General features: G+C 39.5%; 12 protein-coding genes. All 12 read left to right on the top strand.

The annotated features are described in order from the left end of the window. Nucleotides 1-56: 56 nt before the first annotated feature. Nucleotides 57-1,436 carry a sigma-54-dependent transcriptional regulator gene (locus ACY0JR_RS06350; protein WP_462633102.1) on the top strand — a complete coding sequence of 460 codons (1,380 nt, stop codon included), beginning with the start codon at nt 57-59 and terminating at the stop codon, nt 1,434-1,436. A 154-nt stretch (nt 1,437-1,590) separates the two neighbouring features. Next, nucleotides 1,591-3,456, top strand: coding sequence for a hybrid sensor histidine kinase/response regulator (locus ACY0JR_RS06355; RefSeq protein ID WP_462633103.1), 1,866 nt, complete (start codon nt 1,591-1,593; stop codon nt 3,454-3,456). A 343-nt stretch (nt 3,457-3,799) separates the two neighbouring features. Continuing rightward, on the top strand, nt 3,800-4,159 hold the full coding sequence (locus ACY0JR_RS06360; RefSeq protein WP_462633104.1) for a response regulator transcription factor: 360 nt from the start codon (nt 3,800-3,802) through the stop codon (nt 4,157-4,159). Nucleotides 4,160-4,171: 12 nt separating this feature from the next. Then, on the top strand, nt 4,172-5,335 hold the full coding sequence (locus ACY0JR_RS06365) for a sugar transferase (RefSeq protein WP_462633105.1): 1,164 nt from the start codon (nt 4,172-4,174) through the stop codon (nt 5,333-5,335). Between the two features lie 11 nt (nt 5,336-5,346). Continuing rightward, nucleotides 5,347-6,090, top strand: coding sequence for a TolC family protein (locus ACY0JR_RS06370; RefSeq protein WP_462633106.1), 744 nt, complete (start codon nt 5,347-5,349; stop codon nt 6,088-6,090). Then, nucleotides 6,087-8,288, top strand: a complete 2,202-nt coding sequence (locus tag ACY0JR_RS06375; protein ID WP_462633107.1) for a GumC family protein — start codon at nt 6,087-6,089, stop codon at nt 8,286-8,288. The genes ACY0JR_RS06370 and ACY0JR_RS06375 overlap by 4 nt, the downstream gene beginning before the upstream one ends. Nucleotides 8,289-8,414: 126 nt before the next feature. Beyond that, nucleotides 8,415-9,857, top strand: coding sequence for an O-antigen ligase family protein (locus ACY0JR_RS06380; RefSeq protein WP_462633108.1), 1,443 nt, complete (start codon nt 8,415-8,417; stop codon nt 9,855-9,857). Then, nucleotides 9,850-10,800: a glycosyltransferase family 2 protein gene (locus ACY0JR_RS06385; RefSeq protein WP_462633109.1), complete on the top strand. Its 951-nt coding sequence runs from the start codon at nt 9,850-9,852 to the stop codon at nt 10,798-10,800. Before ACY0JR_RS06380 ends, ACY0JR_RS06385 begins: the two co-directional genes overlap by 8 nt. A gap of 245 nt (nt 10,801-11,045) precedes the next feature. Next, nucleotides 11,046-12,125, top strand: coding sequence for a glycosyltransferase family 2 protein (locus tag ACY0JR_RS06390; protein WP_462633110.1), 1,080 nt, complete (start codon nt 11,046-11,048; stop codon nt 12,123-12,125). 134 nt (nt 12,126-12,259) lie between these two features. After that, nucleotides 12,260-13,447, top strand: a complete 1,188-nt coding sequence (locus ACY0JR_RS06395; RefSeq protein WP_462633111.1) for a glycosyltransferase family 2 protein — start codon at nt 12,260-12,262, stop codon at nt 13,445-13,447. 58 nt (nt 13,448-13,505) lie between these two features. Then, nucleotides 13,506-14,153 (top strand): acyltransferase, encoded by a 648-nt coding sequence (locus ACY0JR_RS06400; protein WP_462633112.1) that lies wholly within the window; start codon nt 13,506-13,508, stop codon nt 14,151-14,153. Between the two features lie 150 nt (nt 14,154-14,303). Beyond that, complete coding sequence (locus ACY0JR_RS06405; RefSeq protein WP_462633113.1) at nt 14,304-15,158, top strand: glycosyltransferase family 2 protein; 855 nt, start codon at nt 14,304-14,306, stop codon at nt 15,156-15,158. The last annotated feature ends 255 nt before the right edge of the window (nt 15,159-15,413 follow it).

Consider the following 15,413-nt stretch of genomic DNA (forward strand, 5'->3'; position numbering starts at 1 on the left):
AAATTGGCAGTATAAGATGGTTAATTGCTTTTATCTAATATTTATTTTTAGTCTTCATGCCCAGTTTACAAAATGACTCTTCTGCAAAAATCTTTGTGCTGGAAGATGATCTTTGGTACTCCCAGTTCTTAAGTTACCATCTGTCTTCCAATCCCGATCATCAGGTAGAAGTATTTAATTCTGTAGATGAGTTTCTGGACCGTTTATCAGAGTCTCCCACTATCATTACGCTAGACTATCACTTGCCTTCTGTCTCGGGTGAGGAGGTTTTGCAGCAGATTCTGAAAAAGAGCCCCAATTCGTACATCATCATCATTTCGGGCCAGGAAGATATCAGAAAAGCAGTAAGTCTGATGCAAATGGGGGCGTATGATTACATAGTCAAAAATGAGGAAACCAAAGATCGGCTTTGGAGCATCGTTGAGAAAATAAAGCACAATAGAACCCTCAAGCAAGAAATAGAGGTACTTCGGAAGGAAGTCAACCAAAAGTATACTATTGGGAGCGAGTTGGTCGGGTCTTCTGAGCCCATCAAGAAAGTGTATCATTTGGTTGAAAAAGCTGCCACAAACAACATAAATGTGACGGTTACCGGTGAAACCGGAACAGGGAAAGAACTTATTGCCAAAGCCATTCACCTGAACTCCAAAAGGTCAAAGATGCCCTTTGTGGCGGTGAACATTGCCGCCCTTCCCTCTGAGCTATTGGAAAGTGAACTGTTTGGGCACGAGAAAGGAGCTTTTACCGGTGCCACCGCCAGAAGGGTAGGCAAGTTTGAAGAAGCAAACGGCGGTACCTTGTTCCTGGATGAAATTGGGGAAATGAGCTTCAATCTTCAAGCAAAGCTACTACGGGTTTTACAGGAAAGAGAAGTGACACCGGTAGGGTCAAATAAAAGTATTCCCGTTGATGTACGCATCATTACCGCTACCCACCGCAATCTGCTGGAGGAAGTAAAGAAAGGAAACTTCAGAGAAGATTTATTTTACAGACTATTGGGCATACAGATTCATTTACCCCCCCTTCGGGAAAGAGGGCATGATATATTGTTGATTGCCCATAGAGTTTTGAAAGACTTTTGCCAGCAGAATGAAATGGAAGAAAAGTCTTTCACCTCTGAAGCGCAGAAGAAACTGCTGAGCCATCAATATCCGGGAAATGTGCGGGAACTCAAGGCCGTTGTAGAATTGGCCGCGGTTCTCTCAGATTCTAAGTCAGTGACCGAAAATGATATACAGCTCCAGAAGGCGGTAACTCAAGCCTCTGCAGAGGAGAAAACATTAGATGAATATATCTATGAGACCGTTCAGCGGTACTTAGATAAGTATAATTATAATGTAGTGTACGTGGCCGAGAAACTCAAGGTAGGCAAGTCCACTATCTATAGAATGATCCAAAAAGGAGACGTCCTTATTCCGGAACAAAAGAAGTTCTGATAGCAAACATTTTGTTTTAAGGCTGTTTTAGAGAAATAAGCCCTAAAACAAGAACCTGTAGGCCCTGCTTGGTTCTAAAGCGGTTTTATTGGTTAAGCAACATTACAAACAATAAGGAATAGGTGGGTTTGGAAGGGAGATTTGCTGAATAGTTATGTCGTTTATTGAACAGATTTTTGAAGAAAGCCCCAATCCTACCTATGTCAAGGATTCGCAAGGGAAGATCATATGGGCCAATACCGCCTACGCACTACTGAACGGATGTAATCTGGCTCAACTCCTTCAGAAAGGAGCATTAGACTTTGATTTCTCGTATGACAGAGATTTGGAAGTGCTGCGCACAGAGGAAATAAGCGAAATTGAAGAGTTCTACAAACTGGCAGATGGAAGCGGTGCTTGGTACCTCACGGTAAAAAAAACAATCGTTCAGCCGAATGGAGAGCATTGTCTCTTCTCTACTTCTACTGAAATCACCAACCTCAAAGAAACCATTCAAGTGGCCGAAGACTCTTTCGCCGCCAAGGAGAAGTTTTTGACAGATGTCAGCGCTGAGTTAGAGGCTCCGGTAAACGCCATCATCAGTTTAATCAGGCTCCTGAAACAGACGTTTATAAGTAAAGACCAAAAACGGTATCTGAATTCAGTTTTGTCTATTTCTGATTACCTCCTGGAGGTTCCCAAAGATGTGCTGGAATATGCCAGAGTGGAGGCCGGCGTCTTAAATTCAGCCACAGAAATTGTTGACATTATGCCGTTCATAGGCAGGGCTGTGCAAACAGTAATTCCCAAAGCATCTGAGCAGGGGGTTAATGTCAAATTTACAGAACCATTAGTGAATTTGCCTCTCGTCGAGATCAATCCGGTTCATCTGAATTTGGTTATAGTAAAGATCATAAAAAGTGCTGTACGGTATACAAAGACCAAAGAAGTGGTATTTTCTGTCTTTCAGAAAGAAAGGTCTGATGATACGTTACACTTGCAGTTCTCCATTAAGAACATAGGTTTAGATCAAAATGCAGAGGTTTTGTCAAAACTGTTCGAAACTGAAAATGCCCTTCGCACTAATAAGTCTAAAAGGAGCGGAGTTGACATAGGAGTTTACACTTGTAAAAAGCTTATTGAACTTCAGGGCGGCAAAGTTTGGCTAGAGGAATCAAATGGTTTAGGGAAAAGCATTGAATTTATTCTGCCTTTTCCTATCATTCAGAGTAAGACAACTGCTCAACAGAAGAGTCTTCAGAAGGAATCAAACCAACCTGCACAAGCAATTGTGTTGAATCTGCTTTTGGTTGATGCAAATGCAGACTCACAGGAATTAGTGAAAAAGCAAATCCAGAACTGGAATACTTCATTAGATATAGCCCAAAGTGAAGAAGAAGCCCTGCACTTTGTGAATGAGGTGAGTTATGATTTGATTTTGCTGGACGAAGAAATAAACGGAGTGAAAGCTTCTGAAATTGCTTCGCTGATCAGGAAATCAAACGGATTAAACGAGTTAAACCAATACACACCTATTGTCGCATTTACGTCTACTCTTGACAACGTAGATGGTGAAAAATGTGGAGCATTAGGTGTAACGGAATATCTAAGAAAGCCTTATCATCCCTTTGATTTATACCTATGTATATCTAATAATACAGGGCATAATGCAAGAGAGCAGCAGATGCGTTTAAAGGAAACAGAGGAGCCAGACCAGTTGCTGTACGATTTTTCAGGGCTAGGCAATATGGCAGAAGACGCTGTGTTTATCAGGAAAATGCAGAAACTGTTCATTGACATAGTCCCTGGGCAGATTTCAAAATTGTCACAAGCGGTTCAACGGCAAGAATGGGATGCAGTAGCGCTTATTTCCCATAGTTTAAAATCTACCTATGGAAACATTAAGGTTGTAAAAGCTGCCGAAGCAATGAAAAAAATAGAAGAGATATCGAATTCAAGAACAAACCTTTCAGAATTAAATAAATTGTTAGAAATTGTAAAAGATACCACACAGAAAGTAATAGAAGTTTTCTCTAAATAACTAGATTTGACTCATTGACGTATTTTTAAATGAAATCCCATTTTTATACAGGTGAATTAATAAATCATAGTAATAAGAATTAAATAAAAATCTATTTATAAAAACTGAAACGCAGGTTCAGGCTAATACGTCCTCTAAATCTTAATATAGATCTTCTTGAATGTTTTAGCAGGATTTTGTTTCCTGCTCCCACTCTGGAACAGTGTTTCCCAAAATGGGATTACTTGTTCTAATCTCTTTATGGTATTATACTCTAATACTATTATTTAAGACAATAGTAAGATTGGCATGGTAATTTCATAGTCTATATAAAAAAGATAAAATGAAGCAGTGTATACTAATTGTGGATGATGAACCTACCATAGGGCTGATATTGGAGCATTACTTTTCCAAATCCTACAGAGTGGTGGTGAAGTCAAACGGTAAAGAAGCTATGGCTTGGCTGGAAGAGGGACACCATATAGATGCTATAGTAGCTGATTTTGAAATGCCTTACATGAATGGTTTAGATTTTGTCAGACAATTAAGAGCCAGCACCCTATTTAGAGATATACCTTTGGTAATGCTATCAGGTAAAGAAGAATCAAGAAACAAGATCCTCTGTCTGAAGAGTGGCGCAGATGACTATATGATAAAACCTTTCAATCCTGAAGAATTAGAAATACGGATAAAGAATGTTTTAAAGAGAGTAAAAATTTCTTAAGGTATTAAGAACATGAGGGTTGCTTATCTTTCACCAGACATTCAGGATGCTACTCAATTTGAGGCTGAATTTGGTCAATATGCTGAGATAAAGCACTTTGATAACCCTAAATTCTTTTTAAGCTCATTAGAAAATGGCACTAGCTATGATGTGATCATAAATGCAGCAATGCCAGGCTCTCCCTTAGGTATAAATTTATTAAAAGCTATAAAAGAAAATCTTGGGCTAACAATACCAATGATATGGCTCTCAAATAGCCCGGTGCCACCTACTTTGCAAAGAGTATTAATGTCTGCAGGAGTTGCAGATATCTTCTACCAAAAACCAGATAAGGATAAATTAATTACTAGAATTAATTATTTGGCCAAAGCCAAAAAAATGGAAATTGATACTAAAAATAATAACGTCTTTGCATACAAATATCCTATAGGGAAGAGAGTTTTTGATATAGTTGTAGCTTCAACAGCTTTAATCTGCTTATTCCCCATTTTATTAATTATAACGCTTTTAATCAAACTTGAATCTAAAGGGCCTGCTTTTTACTACTCCTACAGAGTTGGAACAGGCTTTAAGATTTTCAAATTCTGGAAATTCAGGTCTATGCGTCAGGATGCAGATCAATTGTTAGATTCTATTAAGGTGTTCAACCAATACCAAGTTCCGGCAGAGGAAACTAAAGAAGAGGAGGAGCATACGCTTTGTGCAACCTGCATGGAAAATGGGCTAGGGTGTTCAAATCAACTAATTGATGAGCGGGGTAGGTTGATTTGTGAGCAGCAATACATTGAATCAAAGAAAAATAAAACTGGTGCTGCGTTTATTAAGATTGCCAATGATCCTAGAATTACCCGTTTGGGAATGTTTCTTCGGAATACGAGCATTGATGAACTGCCACAATTATACAATGTGCTACGGGGAGATATGTCAATTGTAGGTAACAGGCCCCTGCCTATTTATGAAGCTGAGAAAATAACTACTGACGAGTATGCTGCCCGTTTTATTGCGCCAGCCGGAATAACCGGGCTTTGGCAGGTAAGTAAGCGCGGAAAAGGGAATATGTCAGAATCAGAACGGAAAGCCTTGGATATTGAGTATGCTCAAAAGTTTTCCTTTAGAAAGGACTTGTACATACTCCTGAAAACTGTTCCTGCAATGTTTCAAAAAGAAAATGTTTAATAATGCTTAATATGAAAAAACTTTCACTTGCTATTTTCTTGGTCTTTAACGGTTTGGTGACCTTTGCCCAAGGCACCCCTCCTCAAGGAGCCGACTGGGAAAAGAAGCTTTTCTATTCTGAATATGCTCTTCCTATATTGATTGATGCAGCCCTTGCGAATGCCGCTGAGTTGGAGAACGCAGATGCAGCTAAGTTAATAGCCCAGGAGGAGCGAAAAATTATCCGGAAGAACTTCTATAGCAACTTTGCATTAAACTCAGCTTATCAATATGGTACCTGGGAGAATTTCGGGTACGCGGGTGATCCTGTAAATTCCTTTAACGCTTTTGACTCTCCTTTGCGGGCAAGGTATACCATGGGTTTTACAGTAGCATTACCATTGGGTCAACTTCTTAGCAGACATAATCTCATTAAGAAGCAAGATTTGACTATCGCGCAAGTGGAGGGAAATAGAAAGATTGCAGAAAAGCAAATCAGACAGCAAGTGATTACCCTTTACCAGAATATTGTATTGGCAAAATCACAATTGGAGCTTCAGCAGCAGGCGTATCAGTCAGCTGTTGTAACAAATAAACTTGCTGAAAAGCAATTTAAAAGTGGTGAAATACTAATCGATGCCATGTCTAGTGTGCAGCAAGCTTATAATAGTACCGCGGTTGCTCTGCAATCTGCAAAGGTAAATTACGAGACCACTCTCATGATGATGGAAGAGACAATTGGAACGAGATTAATTGATTTAATAAAAAGCAAATGAAACTAACGGAAATCTTCAAAATCATACGTCGTAATTGGTTTATGCTGCTTGCGGTGACCTCTGTGACGGCGGCATCAATATACTTTTTTGTAAAAGATAATGATGATGAATATACATCCTATACTACCATTTACACGGGTATAGCAACTGGTTATGATCTTAACAGTGTATCGGCAAATAACAGCGAGCATAAAGCTGCTGCAAACGCTTTTGCCAACCTGATTTCTATCATTGATTCCAGAGAGATCAGGAAGCAATTATCCTTCCGTCTTTTGGCTTCGCATTTGATGTTAAAAGCCCATGACCCTAGTGTCTTGAAAGCGAGTTCTTATGAGAAGTTACAGGAAATGGTGCCCGCTTCTCTTAGAACAAAGTTAGTAGGAGCAACGGTTGAAGAAACTGCCGATAATATTGCCAAGTATTATGAAGCCTCTAAGAAAAACGTAATACGCGATATTATTTACTCAGATGAGTTTGACTATTCAGGGGCTGCTTCAGCTTCTGCAAACACAAAATCTGCTATTGAAGCTAAACGGATTAGCGATAGTGATCTTTTGCAAATTTCTTTCACCTCTACAGATCCGGCTCTTTGTAAAAATGCATTAGAGATCTTAACACAGTTGTTTATTGCGAAACATAAGAATCTGCATACTGCTCAATCTGAGACCGTTGTAGATTACTTTAATACAGCAACTGAAAATTCTTTGCAGAAATTAAGAATAGCAGAGGCAAACCTGCTCAATTTCCAGAAAACAAATGGAATTGTTGACTACAACTCTCAAGTTGAAAATACGGCATCTGAGAAAAACTCTTTACTGGGTAAGTACAATGATCTAGAAACCGAATATGCCGGTGCACGCGCCACTTTGCGTTCATTGGAGCAGAGTATAAAATCTAGAGGTGTTCCAAATTTATATAGCCAAGATGTACTGAGATTGAAGAATAGAATCACTGATGTTTCTAATCAAATTGCAGAATTGGAAATATTAAACAGGGGTAACTCTAGTGACGCTCAATCATCCAAATTAGCTGCTTTGAGAAAGGAAGCTGATGATCTTGAGGAGAAGATGTTAAATTCAGTAGATAAGCATTTTGCCAACACACGTTCTACAGAAGGATTGCCAATGGGATCTGTGCTTACTGATTGGGTTAGAGCTACGTTCCTGGTGGAAGAGTTGAGAAGTAAATTAGGTTTGGTAAACAAGCAGAAAGCTGAGTATGCACAAGAGTACTCGAAGCTTTTGCCTTTGGGTGGAGAAAGTAAAAGATTGATTCGTGAGGTAGATCTAGCTGAAAAGGAGTATTTAGCTCAATTAGATGGCTTAAAAGAAAGTAAACTGAACCAACAGAATGTGGAGCTTACTTCCCAACTGAAAGTAGTTGACTCACCTTACCAACCTACCAGCCCTGCAATATTTACACGCTTGTTGCTTATCCTTTTCGGATCATTTAGTGTGTTCTTGCTAACTCTTGGAGCGCTACTTGCCAATGCTTTGCTTGATCAATCATTGCAGAAGCCTTCAATTGCAGCTAGAAAAATGCAGTATCCGGTATTTGGAATTTTGCCTGCCACTGATACTTCAAATTCAAAACAGTTGCTTCTTGCTCAAAGGGCAGAAGATCAATTGGCTCGTCAGTTAATACTGAAAATGAGACAAAAAGAGACTGCTGGTCCTTTTGTAGTGGGAGTATTAAGCAGCATGGCCGGAGAAGGCAAAACAGAACTATGCAATGCTTTGGCAAGTAACTTGATCTCAATGGGCATTGAAACACAGGTTTTATTCCCGGAAAGCCACAAAGGCAGAATTAGTCCAGATGCACATAATAGTTTTTATGCTCCACTCCAGGGTGTGTTAACAGATGCTTCTATTGAGGACTTAGCAGGACTGGAGTTTATGAGTAACTCTGTAGTGCTTGTGGAGTTCCCGGCAGTGTTGGAAGATACCTATCCGGTGTCTCTCTTTAAGCACTTAGACTTGATTCTGTTGACAGTAAGAGCAAACCGAATCTGGCAACAGGCAGACAGAACTATGTTCGAAAGTATTCAGAAGGTTACGAATGCTCCTATTGAAACTGTTCTGAGTTCTGTGAAGCAGGACGATGCAAAAGAAATGGTGATTGTTAGACCTAATAGTTTTGCACAGGAACAAAAAGTCCTTCCGTCTCCTAAGAATTTCCCGGCTTTAGAAACAGTCTAGATAGTCTTCTGAGTACAGAACTCTGATGTTTTCCTATAATTAATTACCTTACTTATTTCACGTCTGCAAAGTAATTGTAAGAGGTGAAATAAGTAAGGTCTTATCAAATAGTACAAGATTATTTCAATGGAGCAGATTGCCACATCATCGCAAAAAAGAATTTCAAACTTCTTGATACCCTTAGCCGTGCTAGCGGCTGTTGGTATTGGGTGGTTAACTGCTCAGATTGGTTTTCTATTGCCAGGGCTATTGCTGGTCACTCTGTTTGTTATTCCGTTAGTTTATTACATTTTCAATGAGCCAAAAGTAGGAATCATATCTTTTATTGTTTACTGCTTCGTCTATAACTTTTTCGCTAGAGAAATTGGGCATTTTCAATACTTGTATGTCATTGAAGGGCTGTTAGTACTTACGTGGCTAGCTGCAATATTCCATACTAAAAAACATTATGATTGGTCTAACTTACGAAATGAAATTTGTGTAATTGGAGCAATCTGGATGTTGATAAACATTCTAGAACTATTTAATCCTGCTGGTTCTAGTGTGCTGGGTTGGTTATTAGAGGTGCGTTACCATTTGCTCTGGATCTTAACTGTACCCCTGTGTATGGTTATATTCAATACGAAAAGAGACCTTAATATTTTCTTGATTCTTCTTATTTGTATGTCTTTACTGGCAACATTCAATGGAATCAAACAAATCACTGTAGGTTTATTTCCTGGTGAATTAGAGTGGTTGAATACGTATGGGTATATGACTCACCTTATTTGGGGTGAATTACGGGTATTTTCCTTTTACTCAGATGCAAGTCAGTTTGGTGCCTCTCAAGCTCAATTGTTTGTAATAGCATTCACGTTGGCCCTAGGGCCATTTAAGAGGTGGAAAAGAGTTTTATGTGGTTTGGCTGCACTTATTTTCCTGTATGGGGAGTCCATCTCAGGAACAAGAGGTGCCATTTTTACTTTATTCGTTGGTTTGGCAGTTGTTCTGTTAATCAATAAGAATTTAAAAGTAATTACAATTGCTCTTATGATCGCCGTAGCTGGGTTTTGCTTCCTTAAGTTTACTTACATAGGAGAGAGCCATTTTGAGATCAGGAGGATGCGTTCTGCGCTGAACTCAAATGATGCTTCATTTAATATCCGTCTAAGCAATCAGATGAAACTTCAGCATTACTTAGAGTCCCGTCCTTTTGGTGGAGGGGTTGGTGCCATAGGGTATTCTGGTGAGAAGTATAACTCAGGTAGCTATTTGGCCTCAATCCCCCCAGACAGCTACTGGGTTAAAGTTTGGGCGGAGTACGGCATTGTGGGCTTCGTAATTTGGATCAGTATGATGATGTACATCATAGGGAAGAGTTGTGGCATAGTGTGGAATACCAAAGACAGAGGTCTACGATTTAAGCTTACCGCTCTTACCGCAGGATTCACTGGTATAATCATAAGTAGCTATGGAAACGAGATTATGAATATGCATCCTTCTTCCATGATCTTGTTTGTTTCATTCGCCTTTGTATTCTTGGGGCCCAAGCTAGACAGAGAAGCACCACAAGTTAACACTTATGTTTAGTCCGCTTGTTTCTATCATTTCGGTGAATTATAACCAAGCAGCTGTTACCTGCGAGATGGTTGCCTCTCTCCGAAAAATAAGCTATCCTAATATTGAAATCATAGTAGTGGATAATGCTTCTCCCACAGATGATCCTACTTTGATCATAGAGCAATATCCAGATGTAAAACTTATAAGATCCTCGGTAAACTTAGGTTTTGCGGGAGGGAATAACTTAGGAATTGCCCAGGCAAAAGGTGAGTATATACTTTTTCTGAATAATGATACTGAAGTTGAACCAGATTTTCTGGAGCCACTAGTAAACACATTCTTACAAAATGGCAAGGCTGGTATCGCATCGCCTAAAATTATCTATTATGATACCGATGGGACGATTCAATATGCTGGTTCCAAAGGTATTAATTCCTGGACTGGGAGAAGTATCACCATAGGTCAAATGGAAAAGGATAAGGGGCAATTTGATACCTCTTATACTACCTTGTTAGCAGATGGGGCTGCCATGATGGTCCCAATGAAGGTGATAAAGGAAGTAGGTTTAATGCCTGAGCTCTACTTTCTATATTATGAAGAACTGGATTGGTGCGAAATGATTAAAAGAGCCGGCTATACTTGTCATTATGTAGGAGCTTCTACCATTTATCACAAAGAATCAGTTTCAGTGGGAAAGGCATCGGTTCTCAAAACCTATTATATGAACAGGAACAGACTGCTTTTTATAAGAAGAAATATAAGTGGGTGGCCATTCTGGACAAGTGCTCTTATCTTTCTTTTGGCTGCTATTCCCAAAAAAATTCTGGAGTTTAGCATGAATCTGGAAGGGAAACAGCTGAAAGCTATCATTAGAGGTTTATGGTGGAACTTAACCCACCATAACATCCATAAAACAAATTACCCTAGTGCTGCTCGGCAGAGAAATCCAAAGAGTTTAGCACTTCCGGTCTAGTTCCAAAGAAAGGCGAGTGGCTTTTACCTGCTCTTATTAGAATCTAATACTGCAGATTCTGTTTTATTAGATATAGAAGTTGTTTCTGATTTTACTTAAGTAGAGAGTTGAATACGTTTATGTTTTTGATAGAAGTATTGGGGAATAGTATACTATATATTATAGGGATTTATCTCCTTTTCAATTGTTGCTATTTACTTTTCTTTTCATTAGCTGGCCATAAAAAGATAAAGCCATTGCAGGTGATGGTGAAAAAGAACCGTCGGTTTTGTATTCTGATTCCAGCTTACAGGGAGAATGAAGTGGTGCTAGAAACCAGTAAGGCGGCCTTGAATCATAACTACAATGGCGAGTATGATGTGTATGTGATAGCAGATGGTTTAGAAGCAGATACCGTCACAAAACTGAAACACATTGGTGCGAAAGTGATTGAAGTGACCTTTGAGAAAAGCACGAAAGGAAAAGCTCTGTCTGCCGCTCTCAATCAACTTCCTGAAAATGCGTATGACATTGCCGCAATTTTAGATGTGGATAATATAATGGGACCTGATTTCATGCAGGAGGTCAACATGGCGTTTGGGGCTGGGTACAGAGTAGTTCAAGCACATAGAACTGCAAAGAATATGGATTCTTCCTTCGCTTTTCTAGATGCATGTAATGAGGAAATCAACAACCATATCTACCGGAAAGGCCATTTTGCCGTTGGAATGTCTTCTGCCTTGATTGGCTCCGGTATGGCCTTTGGCTTCACTTATCTCAAAGAATTATTAGTGGGGATAGGTGAAACAGTAGGGGAAGACAAAGAGTTAGATTTTAGAATTGTGAAAGACCATGAAAGAATCTGCTATCTGGATAAGGTGTTTGTCTATGATGAAAAAATAGAAAATGCCAAGGTGTTTACTCAACAGCGAACCAGATGGATTGCCGCACAAGTTGAGTTCCTGAAGAAGTATGCTTTGGAAGGGGTTCTACAATTAGTAAAGCATGGTAACTTTGAGTTCTTTAATAAAGTTGTACAAGCTTTCTTAGTTCCTAGGGTTCTTTTGATAGGAGTTCTGGGAATGTTCTTCCTGTCTTCCCTCATCTTGCCCTTTGGCCCATCTCCTTTGTTTTGGGTAGTTCAGCTACTGATGTTGAGCGCAGCTCTTTTCATTGCCCTGCCAGGGCGCTTCTATAAGAGTAAAAAATTATGGCAAGCAATGTGCCAGTTGCCTTACGCATTGTTCTGCATGGTTAAGGCCTTGTTTCAAATAAAGAAAGCCAAAACGTCTTTCCTTTCTACGCCACATAAGGTAAAGGCTGTTTCAGCTGACGTAAATATTTAATTCCTTTAACTTCAAGTAGTATGCCTTTTGAAATTTTCACTATTCCGGCTTTGATTTTCTTAATTGTAGGCTTCGTAAGTGGGTTGAATACTAGTAAAAAAGATCAGTAAAATTTTGCTTAAGGAATAGACCTAATGGAAGTTCTTGAAATTACCCTTTGGATTGCTTTAGCTATTGTATTCTATACCTATTTTGGATATGCGATAGTAGCTTGGTTTTTAGCTAAAATTAAAAAAACAGTAAGAAAACCAAAGGCTTTGGAGGTATATGAGCCTGAAGTGACCCTGGTAGTACCAGCGTATAACGAAGCTTCAATACTTGAAAATAAGATAGCGAATTGTTTGTCTCTGGATTACCCTTCAGATAAACTGCAGATTGTTTTTATCACGGATGGCTCTACCGACAATGCAGCTGATGTATTGATGAACTACCCACAAGTACTGCATCTGCATTCTCCTATACGGGGAGGCAAGGCCATGGCTGAGAATAGAGCCATGCAGTACGTGAAGACACCATATGTAATTTTCACTGACTGTAATTCTTTTCTGAATAAGGAAGCAGTCAAAGAAATGGTAAAGCATTACCAAGATGAGAAGGTAGGTGCCGTTTCTGGTGAGAAAAAAGTCCTTTCCTTAGACTCTTCTCCTGGCGCCGGGGAAGGGATGTACTGGAAATACGAATCTTTCCTGAAACGATGCGATTCAGATATATATAGTTTAATGGGGGCCGCCGGAGAGCTTGTATCCTTCAGAACAGACCTTTACCAACCGTTGGAGAAGGATACTATTTTAGATGATTTTATACAATCCTTGAGAATAGTAGAAAAAGGATTCAAAGTGGTGTATGAACCACGTGCTTATGCATCAGAAACCCCTTCTACTTCAATTGCTGAAGAGATGAAGCGTAAAGTAAGGATATGTGCAGGGGGGTGGCAGTCAATGGTTCGTTTAAGTTCGCTCTTAAATCCATTGAATCAACCTTTGGTTACTTTCCTTTACATCTCCCACCGGGTGCTACGCTGGAGTTTAGCACCTCTCATGCTAGCCCTTTTGCTACCCTTGAGCTTGTTGCTTTCTTTTAATAAAGGAGGTTTTTATACCTTCCTGTTTATTTCTCAAGTGCTTTTCTACTTAGCTTCTTGGTTAGGGTGGAAGGCTGAGCTAAGGGGTAAGAAGATAAAAGCTTTATTGATCCCGCTATATTTTAGTATGATGAATGTAGCCGTTTTTGCAGGGTTCATAAGATTTGTGAGAAATGCGCAACCAGCGGCTTGGGAGAAGGCCGACAGGGCTGTAATTCCTTCTGCAAGTATTAGCCAATAGGGCTGAGTTTCCTGAGTTAGAAAAGGTATACTCTTGATTTATACTTAAAATCAACAAATTGAGCTACATACAAAAGATTAAGTCAGATCCTAAACTGAAGGCATTGGTACTGTATTTACTGATGCCCAGGAACCAGGCTAGACCCCGTTGGTGGGTTCAACAGTTTTTGAACCCCTTCTATCATAAGAAGGGCGTTAATGCGGTGTTTCGTCGTAAATCCCGATTAGATGTACTACCCTTCAATCCCTTTAAAGTAGGGAGCGGTGCTGTGATAGAAGATTATGCTGTTGTAAATAACGGGATGGGACATGTCCACATTGGTGACAATACGTTTGTAGGTCTTTTTGATGTGGTTATAGGTCCGGTTACCATTGGTAATAATGTTATTATTGCCCAGCATGTAGTAATCTCAGGATTGAATCATGGGTATGAAAATGTTCATTCACCTATAAAAAATCAGCCTTGTACCACCGCTGAGATTGTCATTGAAGATGATTGCTGGATAGGTGCTAATGCGGTAATTACGGCCGGAGTGCGTGTAGGAAAGCATTCGGTAGTAGCGGCCGGTAGTGTGGTTACGAAAGATGTTCCTCCCTTCTCCATAGTTGGAGGTAATCCGGCGCGATTGTTAAAAGAATATAACCCCGTTTCAGCTAAATGGGAGCGGGTTACCAAAGTAGAGAAGAGGCAAGAAGTGCTTCAGTAAAGAGAACTCTTGCGTATTGTTACAAGCTATATTAAAGTATTCTGCTTTTGAGATCTTATTAGATATTCAGGGTGGAATCAGATGGTTGCATTTACATTTGTTAGATATTAGGCCTGAAAATAGCCAGAATTGAACACTAAATATTTTGTTATGAGACAATTAAGAAATCCGGAGTGGCTAGATGAGATGAAGTTTGATTATGAGAACTTTGATCAAATACCTGCTCATGTATTTGACAAGATAAATAGTGACCTGGATAAGGTGCTAAGTAAAGAACCTTTGGTGAGTATTTTAATTCCTGCCTGGAATGAGGAAGTGAACTTACTTAGAACAATTGCGAGTCTGTCAAGAATGAAAACGCAGATTCCATTTGAAATAATTGTGATTAACAACAATTCTCAGGATAGGACCCAAGATACAATAGATAAACTTCATATCACGGGTTTATTCCAGAGCAAGCAGGGTTGTGGGTTTGCTCGCCAGCAAGGTATGGAACATGCCTCTGGTAAATATATCTTGTTAGCGGATGCAGATTGCTACTATCCATCTTGTTGGGTAGATGAAATGCTAAATGTGCTCAGGAAACCCGATGTGGTTTGTGTATATGGCCGTTACTCCTTTATAAGTGAAGAAGGGTTCCCAAGATGGAAACTGTCTTTGCTGGAACTTATGAAAGATATGTTCGCTGAAGTAAGACATATCAAGCGTCCGTATTATAATTCATTTGGCTTAAGTATGGGCTTTGTGAAAGAGTATGGCATGAAGGTGGGTTTTGTACCATCTAAATGGAGGGGAGATGATGGTATGCTATGCCTGGGTCTAATGAAATATGGCAAAATAAAACAAGTTCGCTCTAACAAGGCAAGAGCCTGGACTGCGCCAAGAACTTTAAAACGAAGCGGATCATTCTCACAAGTTGTAAAGGAAAGAATCTTGATTGAAGCCAAAAGATTCAAAGGTAACTTCAACTCCCGTATGCCAAAAGATATGAGCATGATGGAATAGTTTTGGTGAGTTTTTGAAAATAAACCTCAGAAACTGCTAACTGAATTACAGATCTAAGTCTAAGATAGGGCGGTAATAGTTTGCTAATTTTTGCAAACGCATGTAGCTAATGATTGTGGCTAATTGTAGAGTTGACTAGGTCTGGCATTTTGTACTAGCGGATGTCTTTTGTGAATTAAAAAATAACTGCTACTGAACTAAAATATGGTCAGTTCCCCCTATTATTTTTCGGATGTGACGCTTCTGGTCACGCAT

It is taken from the genome of Rufibacter sp. JT3400010, from assembly GCF_054956755.1.

Coding starts and splice junctions, on each gene's coding strand:
- ACY0JR_RS06365 (WP_462633105.1), top strand. CDS start 4,172: ATGAGGGTTGCTTATCTTTCACCAGACATTCAGGATGCTACTCAATTT.
- ACY0JR_RS06385 (WP_462633109.1), top strand. CDS start 9,850: ATGTTTAGTCCGCTTGTTTCTATCATTTCGGTGAATTATAACCAAGCA.
- ACY0JR_RS06390 (WP_462633110.1), top strand. CDS start 11,046: ATGGTGAAAAAGAACCGTCGGTTTTGTATTCTGATTCCAGCTTACAGG.
- ACY0JR_RS06405 (WP_462633113.1), top strand. CDS start 14,304: ATGAGACAATTAAGAAATCCGGAGTGGCTAGATGAGATGAAGTTTGAT.
- ACY0JR_RS06350 (WP_462633102.1), top strand. CDS start 57: ATGCCCAGTTTACAAAATGACTCTTCTGCAAAAATCTTTGTGCTGGAA.
- ACY0JR_RS06375 (WP_462633107.1), top strand. CDS start 6,087: ATGAAACTAACGGAAATCTTCAAAATCATACGTCGTAATTGGTTTATG.
- ACY0JR_RS06370 (WP_462633106.1), top strand. CDS start 5,347: ATGAAAAAACTTTCACTTGCTATTTTCTTGGTCTTTAACGGTTTGGTG.
- ACY0JR_RS06395 (WP_462633111.1), top strand. CDS start 12,260: ATGGAAGTTCTTGAAATTACCCTTTGGATTGCTTTAGCTATTGTATTC.
- ACY0JR_RS06355 (WP_462633103.1), top strand. CDS start 1,591: ATGTCGTTTATTGAACAGATTTTTGAAGAAAGCCCCAATCCTACCTAT.
- ACY0JR_RS06380 (WP_462633108.1), top strand. CDS start 8,415: ATGGAGCAGATTGCCACATCATCGCAAAAAAGAATTTCAAACTTCTTG.